The sequence below is a fragment of the Salinibacterium sp. UTAS2018 genome, from assembly GCF_004118935.1.
Taxonomy (GTDB): Bacteria; Actinomycetota; Actinomycetes; order Actinomycetales; family Microbacteriaceae; genus Rhodoglobus.
The window spans coordinates 1,709,530-1,723,395 of sequence record NZ_CP035375.1; the positions used below are offsets into that span (position 1 = coordinate 1,709,530).

At 63.4% G+C, this 13,866-nt stretch carries 15 protein-coding genes; 5 read left to right on the forward strand and 10 right to left on the reverse strand.

The window, feature by feature from the left end:
- Positions 1-7: 7 nt before the first annotated feature.
- Genes ESZ53_RS08175 through ESZ53_RS08185 form a run of 3 tightly spaced genes read right to left on the reverse strand, consistent with a single transcriptional unit; the run spans position 8 to position 2,443 of the window.
- Entirely contained in the window at positions 8-625 is a 618-nt protein-coding gene (locus tag ESZ53_RS08175; RefSeq protein WP_129072373.1) for a phosphoribosylanthranilate isomerase, read from the reverse strand.
- Positions 625-1,614, reverse strand: coding sequence for a carbohydrate kinase family protein (locus tag ESZ53_RS08180; protein WP_246837260.1), 990 nt, complete (start codon positions 1,612-1,614; stop codon positions 625-627). The genes ESZ53_RS08175 and ESZ53_RS08180 overlap by 1 nt, the downstream gene beginning before the upstream one ends.
- On the reverse strand, positions 1,532-2,443 hold the full coding sequence (locus ESZ53_RS08185) for a pseudouridine-5'-phosphate glycosidase (protein ID WP_129072375.1): 912 nt from the start codon (positions 2,441-2,443) through the stop codon (positions 1,532-1,534). Before ESZ53_RS08185 ends, ESZ53_RS08180 begins: the two co-directional genes overlap by 83 nt.
- 125 nt (positions 2,444-2,568) lie before the next feature.
- On the opposite strand from ESZ53_RS08185, the gene ESZ53_RS08190 reads away from it, so the two are divergent.
- Positions 2,569-3,462: a LysR family transcriptional regulator gene (locus tag ESZ53_RS08190; RefSeq protein ID WP_129072376.1), complete on the forward strand. Its 894-nt coding sequence runs from the start codon at positions 2,569-2,571 to the stop codon at positions 3,460-3,462.
- On the opposite strand, the gene ESZ53_RS08195 is transcribed toward ESZ53_RS08190, so the two are convergent.
- On the reverse strand, positions 3,463-4,584 hold the full coding sequence (locus ESZ53_RS08195) for an NAD(P)-binding domain-containing protein (RefSeq protein ID WP_129072377.1): 1,122 nt from the start codon (positions 4,582-4,584) through the stop codon (positions 3,463-3,465). It abuts the gene before it with no gap.
- A gap of 155 nt (positions 4,585-4,739) precedes the next feature.
- Here ESZ53_RS08195 and ESZ53_RS08200 point away from each other — a divergent pair, with 155 nt between their 5' ends.
- Positions 4,740-4,970, forward strand: a complete 231-nt coding sequence (locus ESZ53_RS08200; protein WP_129072378.1) for a DUF3073 domain-containing protein — start codon at positions 4,740-4,742, stop codon at positions 4,968-4,970.
- Between the two features lie 118 nt (positions 4,971-5,088).
- On the opposite strand, the gene ESZ53_RS08205 is transcribed toward ESZ53_RS08200, so the two are convergent.
- The 3 genes from ESZ53_RS08205 to purM form a co-directional block, all read right to left on the reverse strand.
- On the reverse strand, positions 5,089-6,483 hold the full coding sequence (locus tag ESZ53_RS08205; RefSeq protein WP_168187207.1) for an aminotransferase class V-fold PLP-dependent enzyme: 1,395 nt from the start codon (positions 6,481-6,483) through the stop codon (positions 5,089-5,091).
- A 71-nt stretch (positions 6,484-6,554) separates the two neighbouring features.
- On the reverse strand, positions 6,555-7,463 hold the full coding sequence (locus ESZ53_RS08210) for an EamA family transporter (RefSeq protein WP_129072380.1): 909 nt from the start codon (positions 7,461-7,463) through the stop codon (positions 6,555-6,557).
- Positions 7,464-7,532: 69 nt separating this feature from the next.
- Complete coding sequence (gene purM, locus ESZ53_RS08215) at positions 7,533-8,639, reverse strand: phosphoribosylformylglycinamidine cyclo-ligase (protein WP_129072381.1); 1,107 nt, start codon at positions 8,637-8,639, stop codon at positions 7,533-7,535.
- A 198-nt stretch (positions 8,640-8,837) separates the two neighbouring features.
- Between purM and purF the strand changes: the two genes are divergently transcribed.
- A complete protein-coding gene (gene purF, locus ESZ53_RS08220; protein ID WP_129072382.1) occupies positions 8,838-10,295 on the forward strand; it encodes an amidophosphoribosyltransferase in 1,458 nt (485 codons plus the stop codon).
- A 74-nt stretch (positions 10,296-10,369) separates the two neighbouring features.
- On the opposite strand, the gene ESZ53_RS08225 is transcribed toward purF, so the two are convergent.
- Both ESZ53_RS08225 and ESZ53_RS08230 read right to left on the reverse strand, forming a co-directional pair.
- Positions 10,370-10,732: a hypothetical protein gene (locus ESZ53_RS08225; RefSeq protein WP_129072383.1), complete on the reverse strand. Its 363-nt coding sequence runs from the start codon at positions 10,730-10,732 to the stop codon at positions 10,370-10,372.
- A gap of 14 nt (positions 10,733-10,746) precedes the next feature.
- Positions 10,747-11,100 (reverse strand): sterol carrier family protein, encoded by a 354-nt coding sequence (locus tag ESZ53_RS08230; RefSeq protein ID WP_129072384.1) that lies wholly within the window; start codon positions 11,098-11,100, stop codon positions 10,747-10,749.
- A gap of 67 nt (positions 11,101-11,167) precedes the next feature.
- Between ESZ53_RS08230 and purD the strand changes: the two genes are divergently transcribed.
- Positions 11,168-12,418 (forward strand): phosphoribosylamine--glycine ligase, encoded by a 1,251-nt coding sequence (gene purD / locus ESZ53_RS08235; protein WP_129072385.1) that lies wholly within the window; start codon positions 11,168-11,170, stop codon positions 12,416-12,418.
- Entirely contained in the window at positions 12,415-13,290 is an 876-nt protein-coding gene (locus ESZ53_RS08240) for a phosphoribosylaminoimidazolesuccinocarboxamide synthase (protein WP_246837261.1), read from the forward strand. Before purD ends, ESZ53_RS08240 begins: the two co-directional genes overlap by 4 nt.
- 63 nt (positions 13,291-13,353) lie before the next feature.
- Here ESZ53_RS08240 and ESZ53_RS08245 read toward each other — a convergent pair whose 3' ends face one another.
- Positions 13,354-13,866 (reverse strand): GNAT family N-acetyltransferase, encoded by a 513-nt coding sequence (locus ESZ53_RS08245; RefSeq protein ID WP_129072386.1) that lies wholly within the window; start codon positions 13,864-13,866, stop codon positions 13,354-13,356.

Here is a 13,866-nt window from a genome sequence, read left to right on the forward strand (position 1 = left end):
GCGGTCGCTAAGCCGAACGAGCAGCAGCAACAAAGTCGCGGATGCGCGCCACATCTTTCACACCGCGACTCGCCTCGACGCCGCTGGAGACATCCACCCCACCGGGCTGCAGCGTGCGCACGAGTTCGGCGACGTTGTCGGGCGTGAGCCCACCGGCGAGAATCCAGGACTCCGGCAGAGCAGTGCCCTCGAGAAGCGCGGGATCGAAGGTTGCCCCGGCACCGGGTTCGACGGCGTCGATGAGGAGCCGGTCATCCGCTCGCAACTCCCCGGCGAGACTGCGGCGGCGATAGTCCTCTACTGAGATAGCCCGAATAGTGCCGAAGCCCTCGGCGCGCAGCCGGTCGAAGTCAGCATCGCTTTCATCGCCATGCAATTGCACCGTCGCGACGCCGGCACGGCGAGCGGTAGCGAGCACCTCGTCAATCGGCTGGTTGCGAAAAACGCCGACGGTCTCGATCCGCGACGGCAACCCCTGCGTGAGCGCGAGCGCCTGTTCGTGAGTCACGAGACGCGGGCTGCCGGGAGCGAAGACAAACCCGATCGCATCGGCGCCCGCCTCGGCTACCGCCAGGGCGGCATCCGGCGTACTGATGCCACAGATTTTCACAAAGAGAGAAGTCATTACTCGTCGATTTTAGACGCTGCTCCGGATGACGCTCCCGGCGAGGCCAACACGAGGGCTGCGGAAGCGTGACCGCCCACGCACGCCTTCTGCAGGTCTCGGCTGGCCAAATACGAGGTCAAGAACCCGGCGGCGAAGGCATCGCCAGCGCCCGTGAGATCACGCACTTCAGGAACCGGCGGCACGGCTACCTCCATCACCGTCTGCCCCGGCTCATGCACGATCGTGGGCGCCGCTCCCGCTTTGGTGACGATGATCGTGTTCGCTAGGCGCGCGGCCACAGCTCCGGTGTGACCATCGACAACCATGCCGAGGCAGGCCATCTCGCTTTCGTTGCCGATCAAGAAGTCGGGATTGAGATCGACCATGAGATCAAGAAAACGGTCGACACCAAACTGCGCCAGCATGCCAGTCGAGGAAACATCGATCGACACCAGAATCCCCCGCTGCTTTGCACGCCGAATTACATCGATCACGGTTTCACCGACAGGCGCTCCGTTGAAGGAGTACGCCGAAACGTGCAGCAGCTCGAGGCCGTCGAGCCACTCATCCGGAACCTCGTCGAGCATGGTCGACGCAGCACGATTCGGAATCATGCTCCGTTCACCATCGTGATCGATCAGGATGATGACGGTGCCGGTGACGTGTTTGCGCTGTACCCGAACATCAACGCCCTGAGCCTCGAGCCCTTTCACGAGCGAGGTGCCGAGGTTATCGTCTCCCACACAGCCGATGAATCTCGTCGGGCCAAGACCGCCCGCGAAACTTGCGACGTTCGCGCCGCTACCGCCGCGGGTGTGAAAAATTTCGGCCGCCGTATCGGTGCCATGCCTCAGCGGTTCCGCCAGCCAGACGACAACGTCTTCAACGAGGTCGCCGATGATTCCGAGCACGAGGGGATCGCCGCTAGCGGGTGAGCGCCGTGGCGATGAGTCCGCCGAGAGCAACGTTGCCGCGGTAGACCTCAACGTTGACGTCGAGGCTGACACCCTTGGTGTCTTTCTGGATGAAGTCGAGAAGGAACGGCGTCGCAGCGTTTCCGCTGACTCCCTGCTTGTCGGCTTCGGCCCAGGCACGGGCGAGGATGTCGTCGAGCTGATCCGGCGGCAGCTGCTTGTCGGCGGCAACCGGGTTGGCCAGCAATACCGACTGCGGCAGACCGAGCTCGTCGCGGGCATTCACGACCGCGGCTACTTCTTCGGGGGTGTCTACCGAGTAGCCGATGCTAAATCCCGAGTCAGTGACGTAGAAGCCCGGGTACTGGGTGGTGCCATAACCAATGACGGGAATGTTGAGGGTTTCGAAGCGCTCGAGAGTGGCGGGGATGTCGAGAATCGACTTCACCCCGGCGCTGATGACGAGGATCGGGATCTGCGCGAGCGTGGTCATGTCGGCCGACTCGTCAAAGGTTTCGGAGGCTCCGTGGTGCACGCCGCCAAGGCCGCCGGTCGAGAAGACCTTCACCCCAGCGTGGTGGGCGAGGAAGGCGGTGGCAGCAACTGTGGTGCCACCGTGGATGCCGAGCGCCCGAACGACGGGAAGGTCGCGCAGGCTGGCCTTGGCGATCTTGTCGGTGTTCGAGAGTTCCGTGATTTGTTCGGTGCTGAGACCGACCGTCGCTACGCCATTGAAGACACCGACGGTGGCGGGTGTCACGCCTCGGGCGCGCAGCCCGGCTTCTGCTTCGAGAGCAACATCGAGGTTGCGCGGGCGAGGGAGACCGTGCGTGAAGATGGTCGATTCGAGGGCGACCACGGGGCGGTTCTCGCGAACCGCATCCTGAACTTCCTGGGAAACGTGAATGACGGGAGTAGACATAGTCCATCGCTTTCTTCGCAGTGCACTTCGCTGTGCGTCGCCTATGGCGTGCGGTTGCCTCCACCGTAGCGACTGCATTCGAAAGAATCCAGAAAGAGTGGAGGCGGTTTAGATAGCCTTAGCCTATGAAACTCACGTTGCGTCAGGTGGAGATTTTCGTTGCCGTGGCCGACGCCGGGCACTTCGGGCGGGCCGCGGATGCACTGGAGATCTCGCAGCCGACCGTGAGTCAAGAAGTGAGTCGCCTCGAACGCGCTCTCGGGGTTGCTCTCCTCGACCGCTCGGGCCGCTCTGCCACCCTCACTGACGCCGGTGAAGCAATGGCGACCGAGGGCCGCCAGCTGCTCACGCACGCGAATCACGTTGTTCGCACCGTGCAGTTATACGAACCCAGCCGCGTTCGCACAGCCCGTATCGTCGCGTCGCCGAGCGTGGTTAACCGCCTCCTCCCCGCCGTGATCAGTCGGGCCGAGCAGAGTCTTTCTTCTGTGCGCATCGAAGACGTTCTCGTCGACACGGGCGGCGTCTCCACCCGCCTCGAGAGCGAACACGCCGACATCGGCCTCGGTCGTTTTCTGGATGCCACCGAGGGCTACGAGACCGAGGTGATTGTGCGCGAACAGGTCTTCGTCGCTCTCAGCCGCAAGCACCCACTAGCGGATTCCGCCCAGCTTGAGCTCCCCGAACTCGGTGATCTGCCCCTGCTGCTGTGGCCGCGCGAGCAGAACCCCGCCTACTTCGACTACTTGCTCGAGATCTGCACCTCGCGAGGGCTTACTCCACTGCTTCTCGTGAGCCCGCCCCGCATCGTCGGATCGCGACTGTACCTTCTGTCAGAAGCCCGCGCCTTCTCGCTCGTCTCCGCTGCGCTCGTTGGCCATTTGCCCGAAGACCTTGTCGCAATTCCACTCGCGCAGCCGGCAACACTGGCACTCGAAATGCAGTGGCGCGCGAGCGACAACCGGCCCCAACTCAGCGAGCTGCGCGACCTCATTCGCGAGGTGGCATCCGCGGGCTAGCTAACGCCCGTTCTTCATGGCTTGAATCTTGCTGAGCGTGGCAATGGCCTGACGGGCGATCATCCGCCCCGCTCGGTTGGCACCGATGGTGGATGCCTGCGGACCGTACCCGGCGAAGAAGACGCGCGGGTCCTTCCACGCAACACCCTGACCGACAGCAATGCCGCCCTCTTTTTCGCGCAGCTTCAGAGGAGCAAGGTGGCGCAACTCTGGCCGGAAGCCGGTCGACCAGATGATGGCATCTGCCTGCTGGAAGGCGCCGTCTTTCCAACGCACTCCGCTCGGCTCGATACTCGAGAACATGGGGCGCGGCGTGAGAACGCCACGTTCAATGCCGGCTTGGATACGGCGGGTGCGCGGAACACCCGTGCCGCTGACGATGCTGGGCAGCACACGCCCGGCCCGCGCTGCTTCATCCTGCACGAGCACCGCTTCTTTGCGCGCTTCAAGATTGAGGGGGCCGTCTTCGAGGAAGTCGATCGGGCGACGACTGACCCAGGTGAGGTTCGAGGCAAGGTTCTCGAGTTCGAGCAAGAAGCCGATCGCCGATGTTCCGCCGCCCACGACGACCACACTCTGATCGGTGAATTCGCGAGCGCTGCGGTATTCACTCGTGTGAAGGTGACGGCCGTCGAACGATTTGAGGCCGGGGTACCAGGGAATGAACGGAGCACCCCACGTGCCGGTCGCATTGATGACGAGCATCGTGCTGACCGTTTTGGTCTCTTCGCCGTCGAGCGAGAACGTGACGTTCAGGTGCTCGCCGAAGTTATCGACGGCAAGGACATCCGCATTACGAACGACCTGCAGCCCGTAGTGATCTTCGTAGGCCCGGTAGTAGTCGGCAACAACTTTTTTGGCGGGCATGTGACGGTCTGCGGTTTCAAAGCTCAACCCGAGCTCGTCAAGGCCCGGCAGATCATTGATGCGATGGGCCGAGCCAATGCGCAAAGCTTCCCAGCGATGCTGCCACGCTCCACCCGCTCCAGGACCGCGGTCGAGCAGCACAAAGTCGTTGCCGGGGTCGAGACCGAGTCGCCGTAAGTAGAAGGCAACAGAGAGGCCCGCTTGGCCAGCACCGATCACGACAACGGAGGTGTCAGTTTCAGTGGTGGATGTCACGCGCTAACGTTACCCGCCCAAACGCTCCGTGTGCACCGTGAACCCAGACCTTTCTTTCTTGCGTGCTAAACTTCAGGTTAGTTTTCATCCATCCCTGTTCGCTCGTTCGCTGGCCACCGTCAGCGCACCGGGACAGACGTATGAGGGGGTCTCGCATGGGACGCGGCCGTCAAAAGGCAAAGCACACCAAGGTTGCTCGGGATTTGAAGTACTTCAGCCCTGACACCAACTACGGCGCGCTCGCTCGAGAGTTGGGCGGTTCAGAAAGCACTGTCCCGGTTTCCGAAGACAGTGAGAAATGGCCGGAGTACTCCGCTGGTGATTCGTACAGCGATAAGTACGACACCGAAGACGATGAAGACGACGACGAAAGCCGTAGCGCCTAATAGGCCATCTTCACCGCAACGTTTTATAGCAAAGGCGAGCATCTACCCCCTCGGGGCCGGATGCTCGCCTTTGTCGTTAAGGCCTGATCGTGAGAAGCACTGAGCGTGCTTCGCGCCGCTAGCTCTCGCGACTCCAGCTCACCAAAGCCGGAACAGCATCTTCCGCAAATCGTTCGTAGTCATCTGCCGTGTTGTAGGCGTGAGCGGAGAGACGAAGGTAACCGGTGTCACGGAACGACGTGATTTGGGTTTCGAATCCCAGCTCGTCGGTGATGCGTTGACGAAGGTTCAGTGCATCTGCATGGTTGGTCGCCATGGTGCCGGGCAGCCGCAACAGGCGCATTCCGGGCGCTGGCGCTCCAACATCGACGCACGACTCTTCGCCTGACGCGGCGTCGAGCGCATCGGCAACGACATCGGTCGAGTATTCGAGAAGCGACTCGATGTACGTGCGGATGGCATCCCAGCCGATGCGAGCTTCGAGACCCGTGATCGCGTCCACACTTGCGAGGTAGGGCGTGTAATCGAGCGTGCCTTGGCGGTCGAAGCGTGCGGGGAACGGCTCATCCATGCCCCACGAGTCGATAACCGGATACAGCTCTTTCGCGAACTTCTTCTCGGCGACGAGCACGGCAGCGCCACGAAAACCACACGCAAACTTATGCAGGTTTCCGACCCACGCGGATGCCGTGACGCCTTCTGCAGGCCGGCTCTGTACGCCCGGCGCATGGGCTGCATCCACGAGCAGGGGAACTCCGTGCTTCTTGGCCAGCTCCGCGAGCGCCGCGACCGGAAACTCGCGCGCCGTAGCGGAGGTGGAAGCGTCGATGATGAGGCCGGCAGGCTTTTTGGCGAGCGCCTTGCCGAGCACGGTCACGATCTGCTCCGGCGAAGCATCCAACTCGATGGGCACCGTGCGCACCTTGGCCCCACGCTGGCGGGCTTCACGCTTGGCCGAGAATGCGACCGCTCCGTAGGCGTGGTCGGTGATGACAACCTCGTCGCCCGGCTGCAGCTGCAGTGCGCGAATGGATGCCGTCATGCCGGCACTGGCGTTGGGCACGAAAGCGAAGCGGTCGGCCTCCACTCCGATGAAATCGGCGAGGGCGGCCCGGGCATTCGCCACTCGTTCGGGCGCAGCGCCGAACCAGCGTTGGGGTGCGGCCTCAGTTTCTTGCAGGTACGCAAGACGACGTAATTGAGCGAAGACGGGGACGGCGCCGTAGGAGCCGTGGTTGATGTGACGCCAGCGCGAGTTGAGGCTCCAGAGCGCGGCGGCAGGTGAGCCGTCTCGCGTGAGGAGGGGGTCCGGGCGCGAGTTGTCGCCCTCGGCTTCGGTGCCCTCGGCGGCATCCTCGGAGTCACTCTCGTGCACAGCGTCTTCGGCTGCGGAGTGATCCTGCTGGTCATCTCCCGCAGGATGCTGCTCGTCGAGTTCTACGGGGTGCACGTCGGCAGCATTGTGGGCGTCGCGTGCGTTGTCAGCCGAGGGTTCGGGCTTCTGAGTTGCCATAGCGCCCATTCAAGCGCACGGCACCGCCATTCGCCTTCGTGGCACCCGGGGACTCGCGAAATGCGGCCTCGCTACGGCGATTGTTGGCGGCGTTTTCGCAGGCTTCGACCGAGCACGCCCGTGGTGATAGCGACACCCAGAAGCAGCATCACTCCGCCGATTACTTCGATCACCGTCGGAACCTCACCGAGCGCCAACCACGCGGTCGTCATGCCAATCGGCGGAACGAGCATCGTGAACGGCACGACGGCGGATGCTGCGTGCCGGGCGAGCAACGTGTTCCAGATGCCGTACCCGACCAGGCTGGCGAGCCACGCGGTGTAGGCAGTGGAGAGCAGCTGCGGAACGGTGAGGTGAGTGAGGGCGAAGCCGACGGCATCCGCCCCGTTGATAACGAAAGCGAGCGCAAGCATCGGAATGGGCACGACGAGGGCCGACCAGACCGTGAGCGAGAGCCCAGCCAGTGGCGAGGACGTCGCGCCGCTTCGCCCGACCCGACGCGCAATCACGTTGCCGATCGCCCAGGACGCTGCGGCGGCCACGGTCACGAAGAAGGCGAGAACGGGTGTCTCGACGCCGCGACCGCTCCCCACAACAACAAGGCCGGCTGCCCCGAGGGCGACGCCAACGAGTTGACTGCGCGTGGGAGTTTCTCGCAGGGCGAGGGCTGCGAAGACAACGGTGAGGACGACCTGCGCTTGCAACACGAGCGAGGCGAGGCCCGCCGGCATCCCGATCGCGAGCGCCGTGTAGAGCAGACCGAACTGCCCCAAACTCATGAATGACCCGATGAGCACGACATCGCGAAAGCGAGACTTGGGGCGCGGCACGAAGAAGATCGTGGGAACGATTACGACCAGGAAGCGCAGGGCCAGAAACAGCGTCGGCGGCATGCCTTCGAGGCCGACGTCGATGACGACGAAGTTGAGCCCCCAAATGATGGCGACGAGCACTGCGGCGAGGATAGAACGAAGGGGCATGGCTTCAACGCCTCAGAACAACGTCGGGATCATCAGTAGCGGGCGCCGCGGCACCCACCGAAGGTAGCGCTAGTTCGCGTACGAACCACTCAAGCGCACAGCGCCGCCGTTGACACCCTTGGCGCCCTGTTCGAAGCCGGTGAAATCGCGAGCAGCCATTGAGACGCGACCGACTTCCCACGAGGGGATGCCGTCGGCCGTGAGGGCGGCGATGGTTGCGTCGGCAGCATCCGCGGCCACAATCGCGATCATGCCGATGCCGAGGTTCCAGGTTCCTTCGGCGCTTTCGAGGCTGGAACCAGCCAGGTCAGAGAGCACGCGGAATACGGTTGGCGGCGACCAGGTCGCCCGCTCAACTTCAACCCACGAACCGACAGGCAACACGCGCGCAAGGTTCGCGGCGATACCGCCACCGGTGACGTGGCTAAGCGAGTGCACGGCGCCGGGCTGCGCATCGAGAAGGTTCAGCAGTGGCGTCGTGTAGAGACGTGTCGGCTCGAGGAGCACTTCGCCGACGACTCCACCGAGTTCGTTGAGGTGGTCGCTGTAACCCACCTTGTTGTTGGCCAGAATGTGGCGAACAAGCGAGAAACCGTTCGAGTGGATGCCCGAGGATTCCATCGCGATCACCACATCGCCATCGGCCACGAGGTGCGGGCCGAGCTGAGATCCGGCTTCAACCACGCCGGTTGCCGCACCGGCAACGTCGTAGTCGTCGGGACCGAGAAGACCGGGGTGTTCTGCCGTTTCGCCGCCGACCAGCGCAGTGCCGGTAGCCGAGCATCCACGAGCAATACCGGCAACGATGTCGGCGATACGCGAGGGAACGACTTTGCCGCACGCGATGTAGTCGGTCATGAAGAGGGGCTTGGCGCCCACGACGATGATGTCGTCAACAACCATGCCGACGAGGTCTTGACCGATGGTGTCGTGCTTGTCGAGAGCCTGAGCGATCGCGACCTTCGTGCCCACGCCATCCGTCGATGTAGCCATGAGCGGGTGCGTGTAGTCCTTGAGGAACGAGGCGTCATAGAGGCCAGCGAAGCCGCCGAACCCTCCCACAACGTTGGGCCCATGAGTGGCACTGACGGCCGCCTTCATGAGTTCGACGGCACGGTCGCCAGCGGCGGTGTCAACACCGGCTGCGGCATAGCTGGAAGAAGAGTTCTCGGTCACGGCTCCAGCGTACCGGTCTGCGCGTTGCCGCACGCAGCCGGGGCGGATGCCGCAGGCCGCTGCCCGAGCCGTTGCCGCACCCCATCCGCGACGCATCCGCAGCCCTCACAGCGCAGCAGCAGAACGGCCGGATGTGAGAAGCTAGACCGTACTCACACCGGGTACGCGCTCTACGACCTCAGGGAGCCACGCGAAAGCATGTGCGGCATTGTCGGTATCGTCTCTTCTCAGCCCGTCAACCAGCAGGTTTATGACGCTCTGCTGCTTCTGCAGCACCGCGGTCAAGACTCCACGGGTATCGCCACTTCCGACGGCAGCACCCTGCACTTGCAGAAGGCCAACGGCCAAGTCCGTGAGGCATACCGCACGCGCGATATGCGCAACCTCGTCGGCACCTCGGGCCTCGGCCACGTGCGTTACGCCACCAAGGGCAACGCCTTCAACGAGAACGAAGCGCAGCCGTTCTATGTGAACGCGCCCTACGGCATCATCCTGGTTCACAACGGCAACCTCACGAACACGCAGCAGCTCACCGACGAACTGTTCCGCATCGACCGCCGTCACCTCAACACCACGAGCGACACCGAACTGCTCGTCAACGTGTTGGCCAACGAACTCCAAGAGCAGGTCTCGGGTCTCGACCTCGACCCCGAGCAGGTCTTCACCGCGATCTCGCGCGTGCACGACCGCGTTGAGGGCTCCTACGCCGCGATCGCGCTGATTGCTGGGCACGGTCTGCTTGCCTTCCGCGACCCCTACGGCATCCGCCCGCTCGTATTGGGCCGCCGCCAGACTGGTCTCGTCGGCAACGAATGGATCGTGGCATCCGAATCTCTCGTACTCGAAAGTGCCGGCTACGAACTGGTGCGGGATGTTGAGCCCGGCGAAGCAATCTTCATTACGCCCGATGGTGAGATGTTTTCCAAGCAGTGCGCCAAGGCACCGGTGCTGATTCCGTGCTCGTTCGAATACGTGTACTTGGCTCGCCCGGACTCGATCATGAACGGCATCTCCGTTTACGAAGCTCGCCTGCGTTTGGGCGACAAGCTCGCCGACACCATCTCGAAGTACACCCCGATGGGCGACATCGACGTGGTCATGCCTATCCCCGACTCCGCCCGCCCCGCTGCCATGCAGGTCGCGCAGAAGCTCGGCGTTGAATACCGCGAAGGGTTCTACAAGAACCGCTACGTGGGCCGAACGTTCATCATGCCCGGCCAGGCCGAGCGCAAGAAGAGCGTGAAGCAGAAGCTGAACGCGATGGGTAGCGAGTTCAAGGGCAAGAACATCCTGATTGTGGATGACTCGATCGTGCGCGGAACGACCTCGAAAGAAATCGTTCAGATGGCGCGCGAAGCCGGCGCCAACAAGGTCACCTTCACCTCAGCCGCACCGCCCGTGCGGTACCCGCACGTGTATGGCATTAACATGCCCACCCGCGCGGAGCTCATCGGTCACGGTCGCAAGATCCCCGAAATCGCCATGGAGCTCGGCGCCGACGCCCTCATCTATCAAGAGGTCGCCGACATGCAAGCCGCGATCGTGGAGGGCTCGAACGTTTCCGAGCTCGAGATGAGTTGCTTCACAGGCGAGTACGTCTCCGGCAGTATCACGCCCGACTACCTCGACTGCCTCGAAAAGACGCAACTGAGCTAGCGGTCGCGCTAGCACCGGCGTCGGCTTTCGTCGCCAGCAGCAGTTATCGCAGTAGTGGGCTGAGCTAGCGCTCGCTATTCGAGCGTGCCCTCGTACGCTTCGGGCTCTGAGATCTCGTGCTCGGCAGTTCCGGCCGTGGCGCGACGACGCGAAGAACGGTCGGCGATCAGCGCGACGAGAGCGCCGACGGCAACACCGGCCGGAATGCCAAAGAGACTCAAGTAGCCAAAGAGAGCACCGAATCCGACGGACGGATCAACGGGAAACGCCATCGTGAGAATGAACGCGGCGATGGCGCCGAGGCCGCCACCGACGATCATGAACGCGCCATATTTGGGCGCACGACGAATGCTGACGCCCATCGATTCGACCGTGGTCTTCATCGCAGGCTGCTGCGGGGCGGATGCCGCGGGCTCGTTCTCTGGCGTAATACTCACGGCACTATTCTCTCTCACACAACTGGCAAGTAGCCGCTGAGGTCGGCACGCGACCCCGAGGCACTGATGTCGCCGGAGTCGAGGGCCTCGGCCCACTCTCGCGTTCCCGTGGCGAGCGCAATCCAGGTGGCGGCATCCATCTCGACCACATTGGGCGGGGTACCGCGGGTGTGGTTGGGGCCTTCGATGGCTTGAACGGCGCCGAAGGGTGGCACGCGAACCTCGACCGAATTGCCTTCGGCGTTCGTCGCCAACACCTGCAAGAGGTAGCGAACCGCTGTGGCTGTAGCGTCGCGATCGGCACGACCATCACGCACCAGCCGGATGCTCGCCTCGCCTGCGATGGGGGCTATTTTCAGCTTTGCCATGCCTGAACGCTAGCAAGTTGGGCTGAACGCTAACAACTGTGGCGGTGGGCTTCGTTAGGCTGGGGTCGTGCGAATTCTTGTTCTTGGATCCGGTGCCCGCGAGCACGCCGTTGTCACGTCACTTCTCAGTGAGGAGGAGACGCACGAAATCACGGCTGCCCCCGGTAATGCCGGTATCGCGTCGGTCGTAGAAACGGTCGCGCTCGACCCCACGCGTGGTGATGTCGTCACGGCGTACGCGCTCGACAACAACATCGAGTTGGTCATCATTGGGCCAGAAGCCCCCTTGGTTGCTGGCGTCGCCGACGATCTGCGCCGCCGCGGCATCGCCGTTTTCGGCCCGGGCAAGGCTGCCGCCGCGCTCGAAGGCAGCAAGACTTTCGCCAAACGCATCATGGACGCCGCGAACGTACCCACCGGGCGCGCCCACCGCGCTGGCTCGCTCGAAGAAGCGCTGGAGGCACTCGACGAGTTCGGCGCCCCCTATGTCGTGAAGGCTGACGGCCTCGCTGCTGGCAAGGGCGTTCTCGTGACGGGCGACCGCAACGCCGCCGTCGATCACGCCACGTTCTGGCTCGGCCAGGGCAGCGTGCTCATCGAGGAGTACCTTGCGGGCGAAGAGGTCTCCCTCTTCTTGCTCAGCGACGGCCATAACGTTGTTCCGCTCTCGCCCGCCCAGGACTACAAACTCGCCTACGACGGCGATAACGGCCCGAACACCGGCGGCATGGGTGCCTACTCGCCCCTCAATTGGTTGCCCGCCAACTTCGTGGAAGAAGTGATCGACACGATCGCGATCCCCACGATCCGTCAGCTCGCCGACGAGCAGACACCGTTTATCGGTCTGCTCTACTGTGGCCTCATTGTCACAAAGGACGGCATCCGCGTTATCGAGTTCAACGCCCGTTTCGGTGACCCCGAGACGCAGGTTGTGCTCCCCCGTTTGGTTACACCGCTGAGCTCGCTGCTTTATGCCGCGGCCACCGGCGGTCTGCCCGACCATGCGACTCCCGTCTTCACCGACGACGTGACCGTCACGGTCGTGCTCGCCAGCGAGGGCTACCCCGAGAACCCCAAGATCGGTCGCCCGATTACGGGGTTGGATGCGGCACTCGCCGTTCCCGGAATCACCATCGCCCATGCGGCAACCGCCAAAAAGGGTGACGAGTATCTCGCCACCGGCGGACGCGTGCTGAGCGTCGTCGCGACTGGAGCTACGTTTGCGGTCGCCCGCGAGCGCGCCTACGAAGCGCTCGGCCACATCCACCTTGAAGGTGCGCACTTCCGCACCGATATCGCGTTGCGCGTCGCCCAGTGAGTGACGCTGTGAACGATGCTGCGGCGAGCGCCTGGACGCTGACGTATTCCGGCAAGGTTCGTGACCTGTATGTGCGCGCCGACGAGCCACAGCTTGTGCTCATGGTTGCCAGTGATCGGGTGAGTGCGTTCGACCATGTGCTCGAGCCGGGCATCCCGAGCAAAGGTGCCCTGCTGACGCAACTGAGCAAGTGGTGGTTCGCGCAGTTGCCTGACGTTCCGAATCATTTGGCGGATGCCGCTGGTGTCGACGCGCCCCCAGAGCTGGCGGACCGATCGATGGTCGTGAAGCGGCTGGACATGTATCCGGTGGAGTGTGTCGTTCGCGGCTACCTGTCGGGCAGCGGTTGGCTCGAATATCAGGAATCGCAGAGCGTGTGCGGCATTGCGCTGCCCGCCGGTTTGAGCGACGGCGACCGACTGCCCGAACCGATTTACACGCCGGCGTGGAAAGCCCCATTGGGTGAGCACGACGAGAACATCAGCTTTGAGCGCACCGTCGAACTCGTCGGCGCTGAGGTTGCAACTGCGCTTCGGGATGCTTCGCTCGACATCTTCGCGCGGGCCTCGGCCATCGCGGAAACCCGTGGCGTGATTCTCGCGGACACCAAGTTCGAGTTCGGCGCCGACCCCGAGACCGGCGCTCTTGTGCTGGCCGACGAAGTTCTGACGAGCGACTCGAGCCGCTACTGGGATGCCGAACTCTACGCCGCCGGCGGCCCCGGCCGCCTCGCCAGCTTCGACAAGCAGATCGTGCGCAACTGGCTCTCCGCCAACTGGGACAAGCAGGGCGTTCCGCCCGAGCTTCCCGCCGACATCGTGGAGCAGACCGCGGCGCGGTATCGCGAGCTGATCGAGCGGCTTACGGCGTAGTTGAGTGTTAGCTTGAATGAATCACGATCAGCCCGCTCGCCTCACGGCTCGGGCTGATTTTCTTTAAGGCTGCGACTTCGTCGACGCCGTTCGCGGCAATCGCAGCAATCGCAGCAGCATCGTGTCGGAGTCGCCCGAGCGGCCGACCACCTGAGACCCGAGCCGCAAGTACAGCGAGCGGGCGTGGTTGCCATCTTCCACGCTCAGGCTGATGCCTGGTACGCCTCTCGCTGCCGCTTCCGCGAGGAGTTGCTCAAGAAGCGCCGAGCCGACGCCTTGGCCGCGAAAACCATCGAACGTCGTGATGCTCAACTCGGGGAAGGCCTCGTCGACGAAACCGTAGCCGGGGTGCTCTGCGGAAAAGAAAACCAGCCAGGCGACTGCGCGGGCAACACCGTCAGCTTCGTCCAGTATCCCGAAGTCGCTTCCGCTCGGGAAGCCGGAATAGTAATGCGCGAGTTCTGCTGACTGGTCGAGGTCGTCGAAGCTGAAACGCGGCCCGCACCAGTTCATGTTCGCCAGCGTTGCCTCTCTCAGAAGCGACCGGTCAGCTTCAGTCAGGAGTCGGGTCGGCAT

What these genes read in the sequence shown, in the direction of transcription:
- ESZ53_RS08175 (WP_129072373.1), bottom strand. Translation starts at nt 625, where the DNA reads ATGACTTCTCTCTTTGTGAAAATCTGTGGCATCAGTACGCCGGATGCC.
- ESZ53_RS08185 (WP_129072375.1), bottom strand. Translation starts at nt 2,443, where the DNA reads ATGTCTACTCCCGTCATTCACGTTTCCCAGGAAGTTCAGGATGCGGTT.
- ESZ53_RS08190 (WP_129072376.1), top strand. Translation starts at nt 2,569, where the DNA reads ATGAAACTCACGTTGCGTCAGGTGGAGATTTTCGTTGCCGTGGCCGAC.
- ESZ53_RS08200 (WP_129072378.1), top strand. Translation starts at nt 4,740, where the DNA reads ATGGGACGCGGCCGTCAAAAGGCAAAGCACACCAAGGTTGCTCGGGAT.
- ESZ53_RS08205 (WP_168187207.1), bottom strand. Translation starts at nt 6,483, where the DNA reads ATGGCAACTCAGAAGCCCGAACCCTCGGCTGACAACGCACGCGACGCC.
- ESZ53_RS08210 (WP_129072380.1), bottom strand. Translation starts at nt 7,463, where the DNA reads ATGCCCCTTCGTTCTATCCTCGCCGCAGTGCTCGTCGCCATCATTTGG.
- purF (WP_129072382.1), top strand. Translation starts at nt 8,838, where the DNA reads ATGTGCGGCATTGTCGGTATCGTCTCTTCTCAGCCCGTCAACCAGCAG.
- ESZ53_RS08230 (WP_129072384.1), bottom strand. Translation starts at nt 11,100, where the DNA reads ATGGCAAAGCTGAAAATAGCCCCCATCGCAGGCGAGGCGAGCATCCGG.
- ESZ53_RS08245 (WP_129072386.1), bottom strand. Translation starts at nt 13,866, where the DNA reads ATGCCGACCCGACTCCTGACTGAAGCTGACCGGTCGCTTCTGAGAGAG.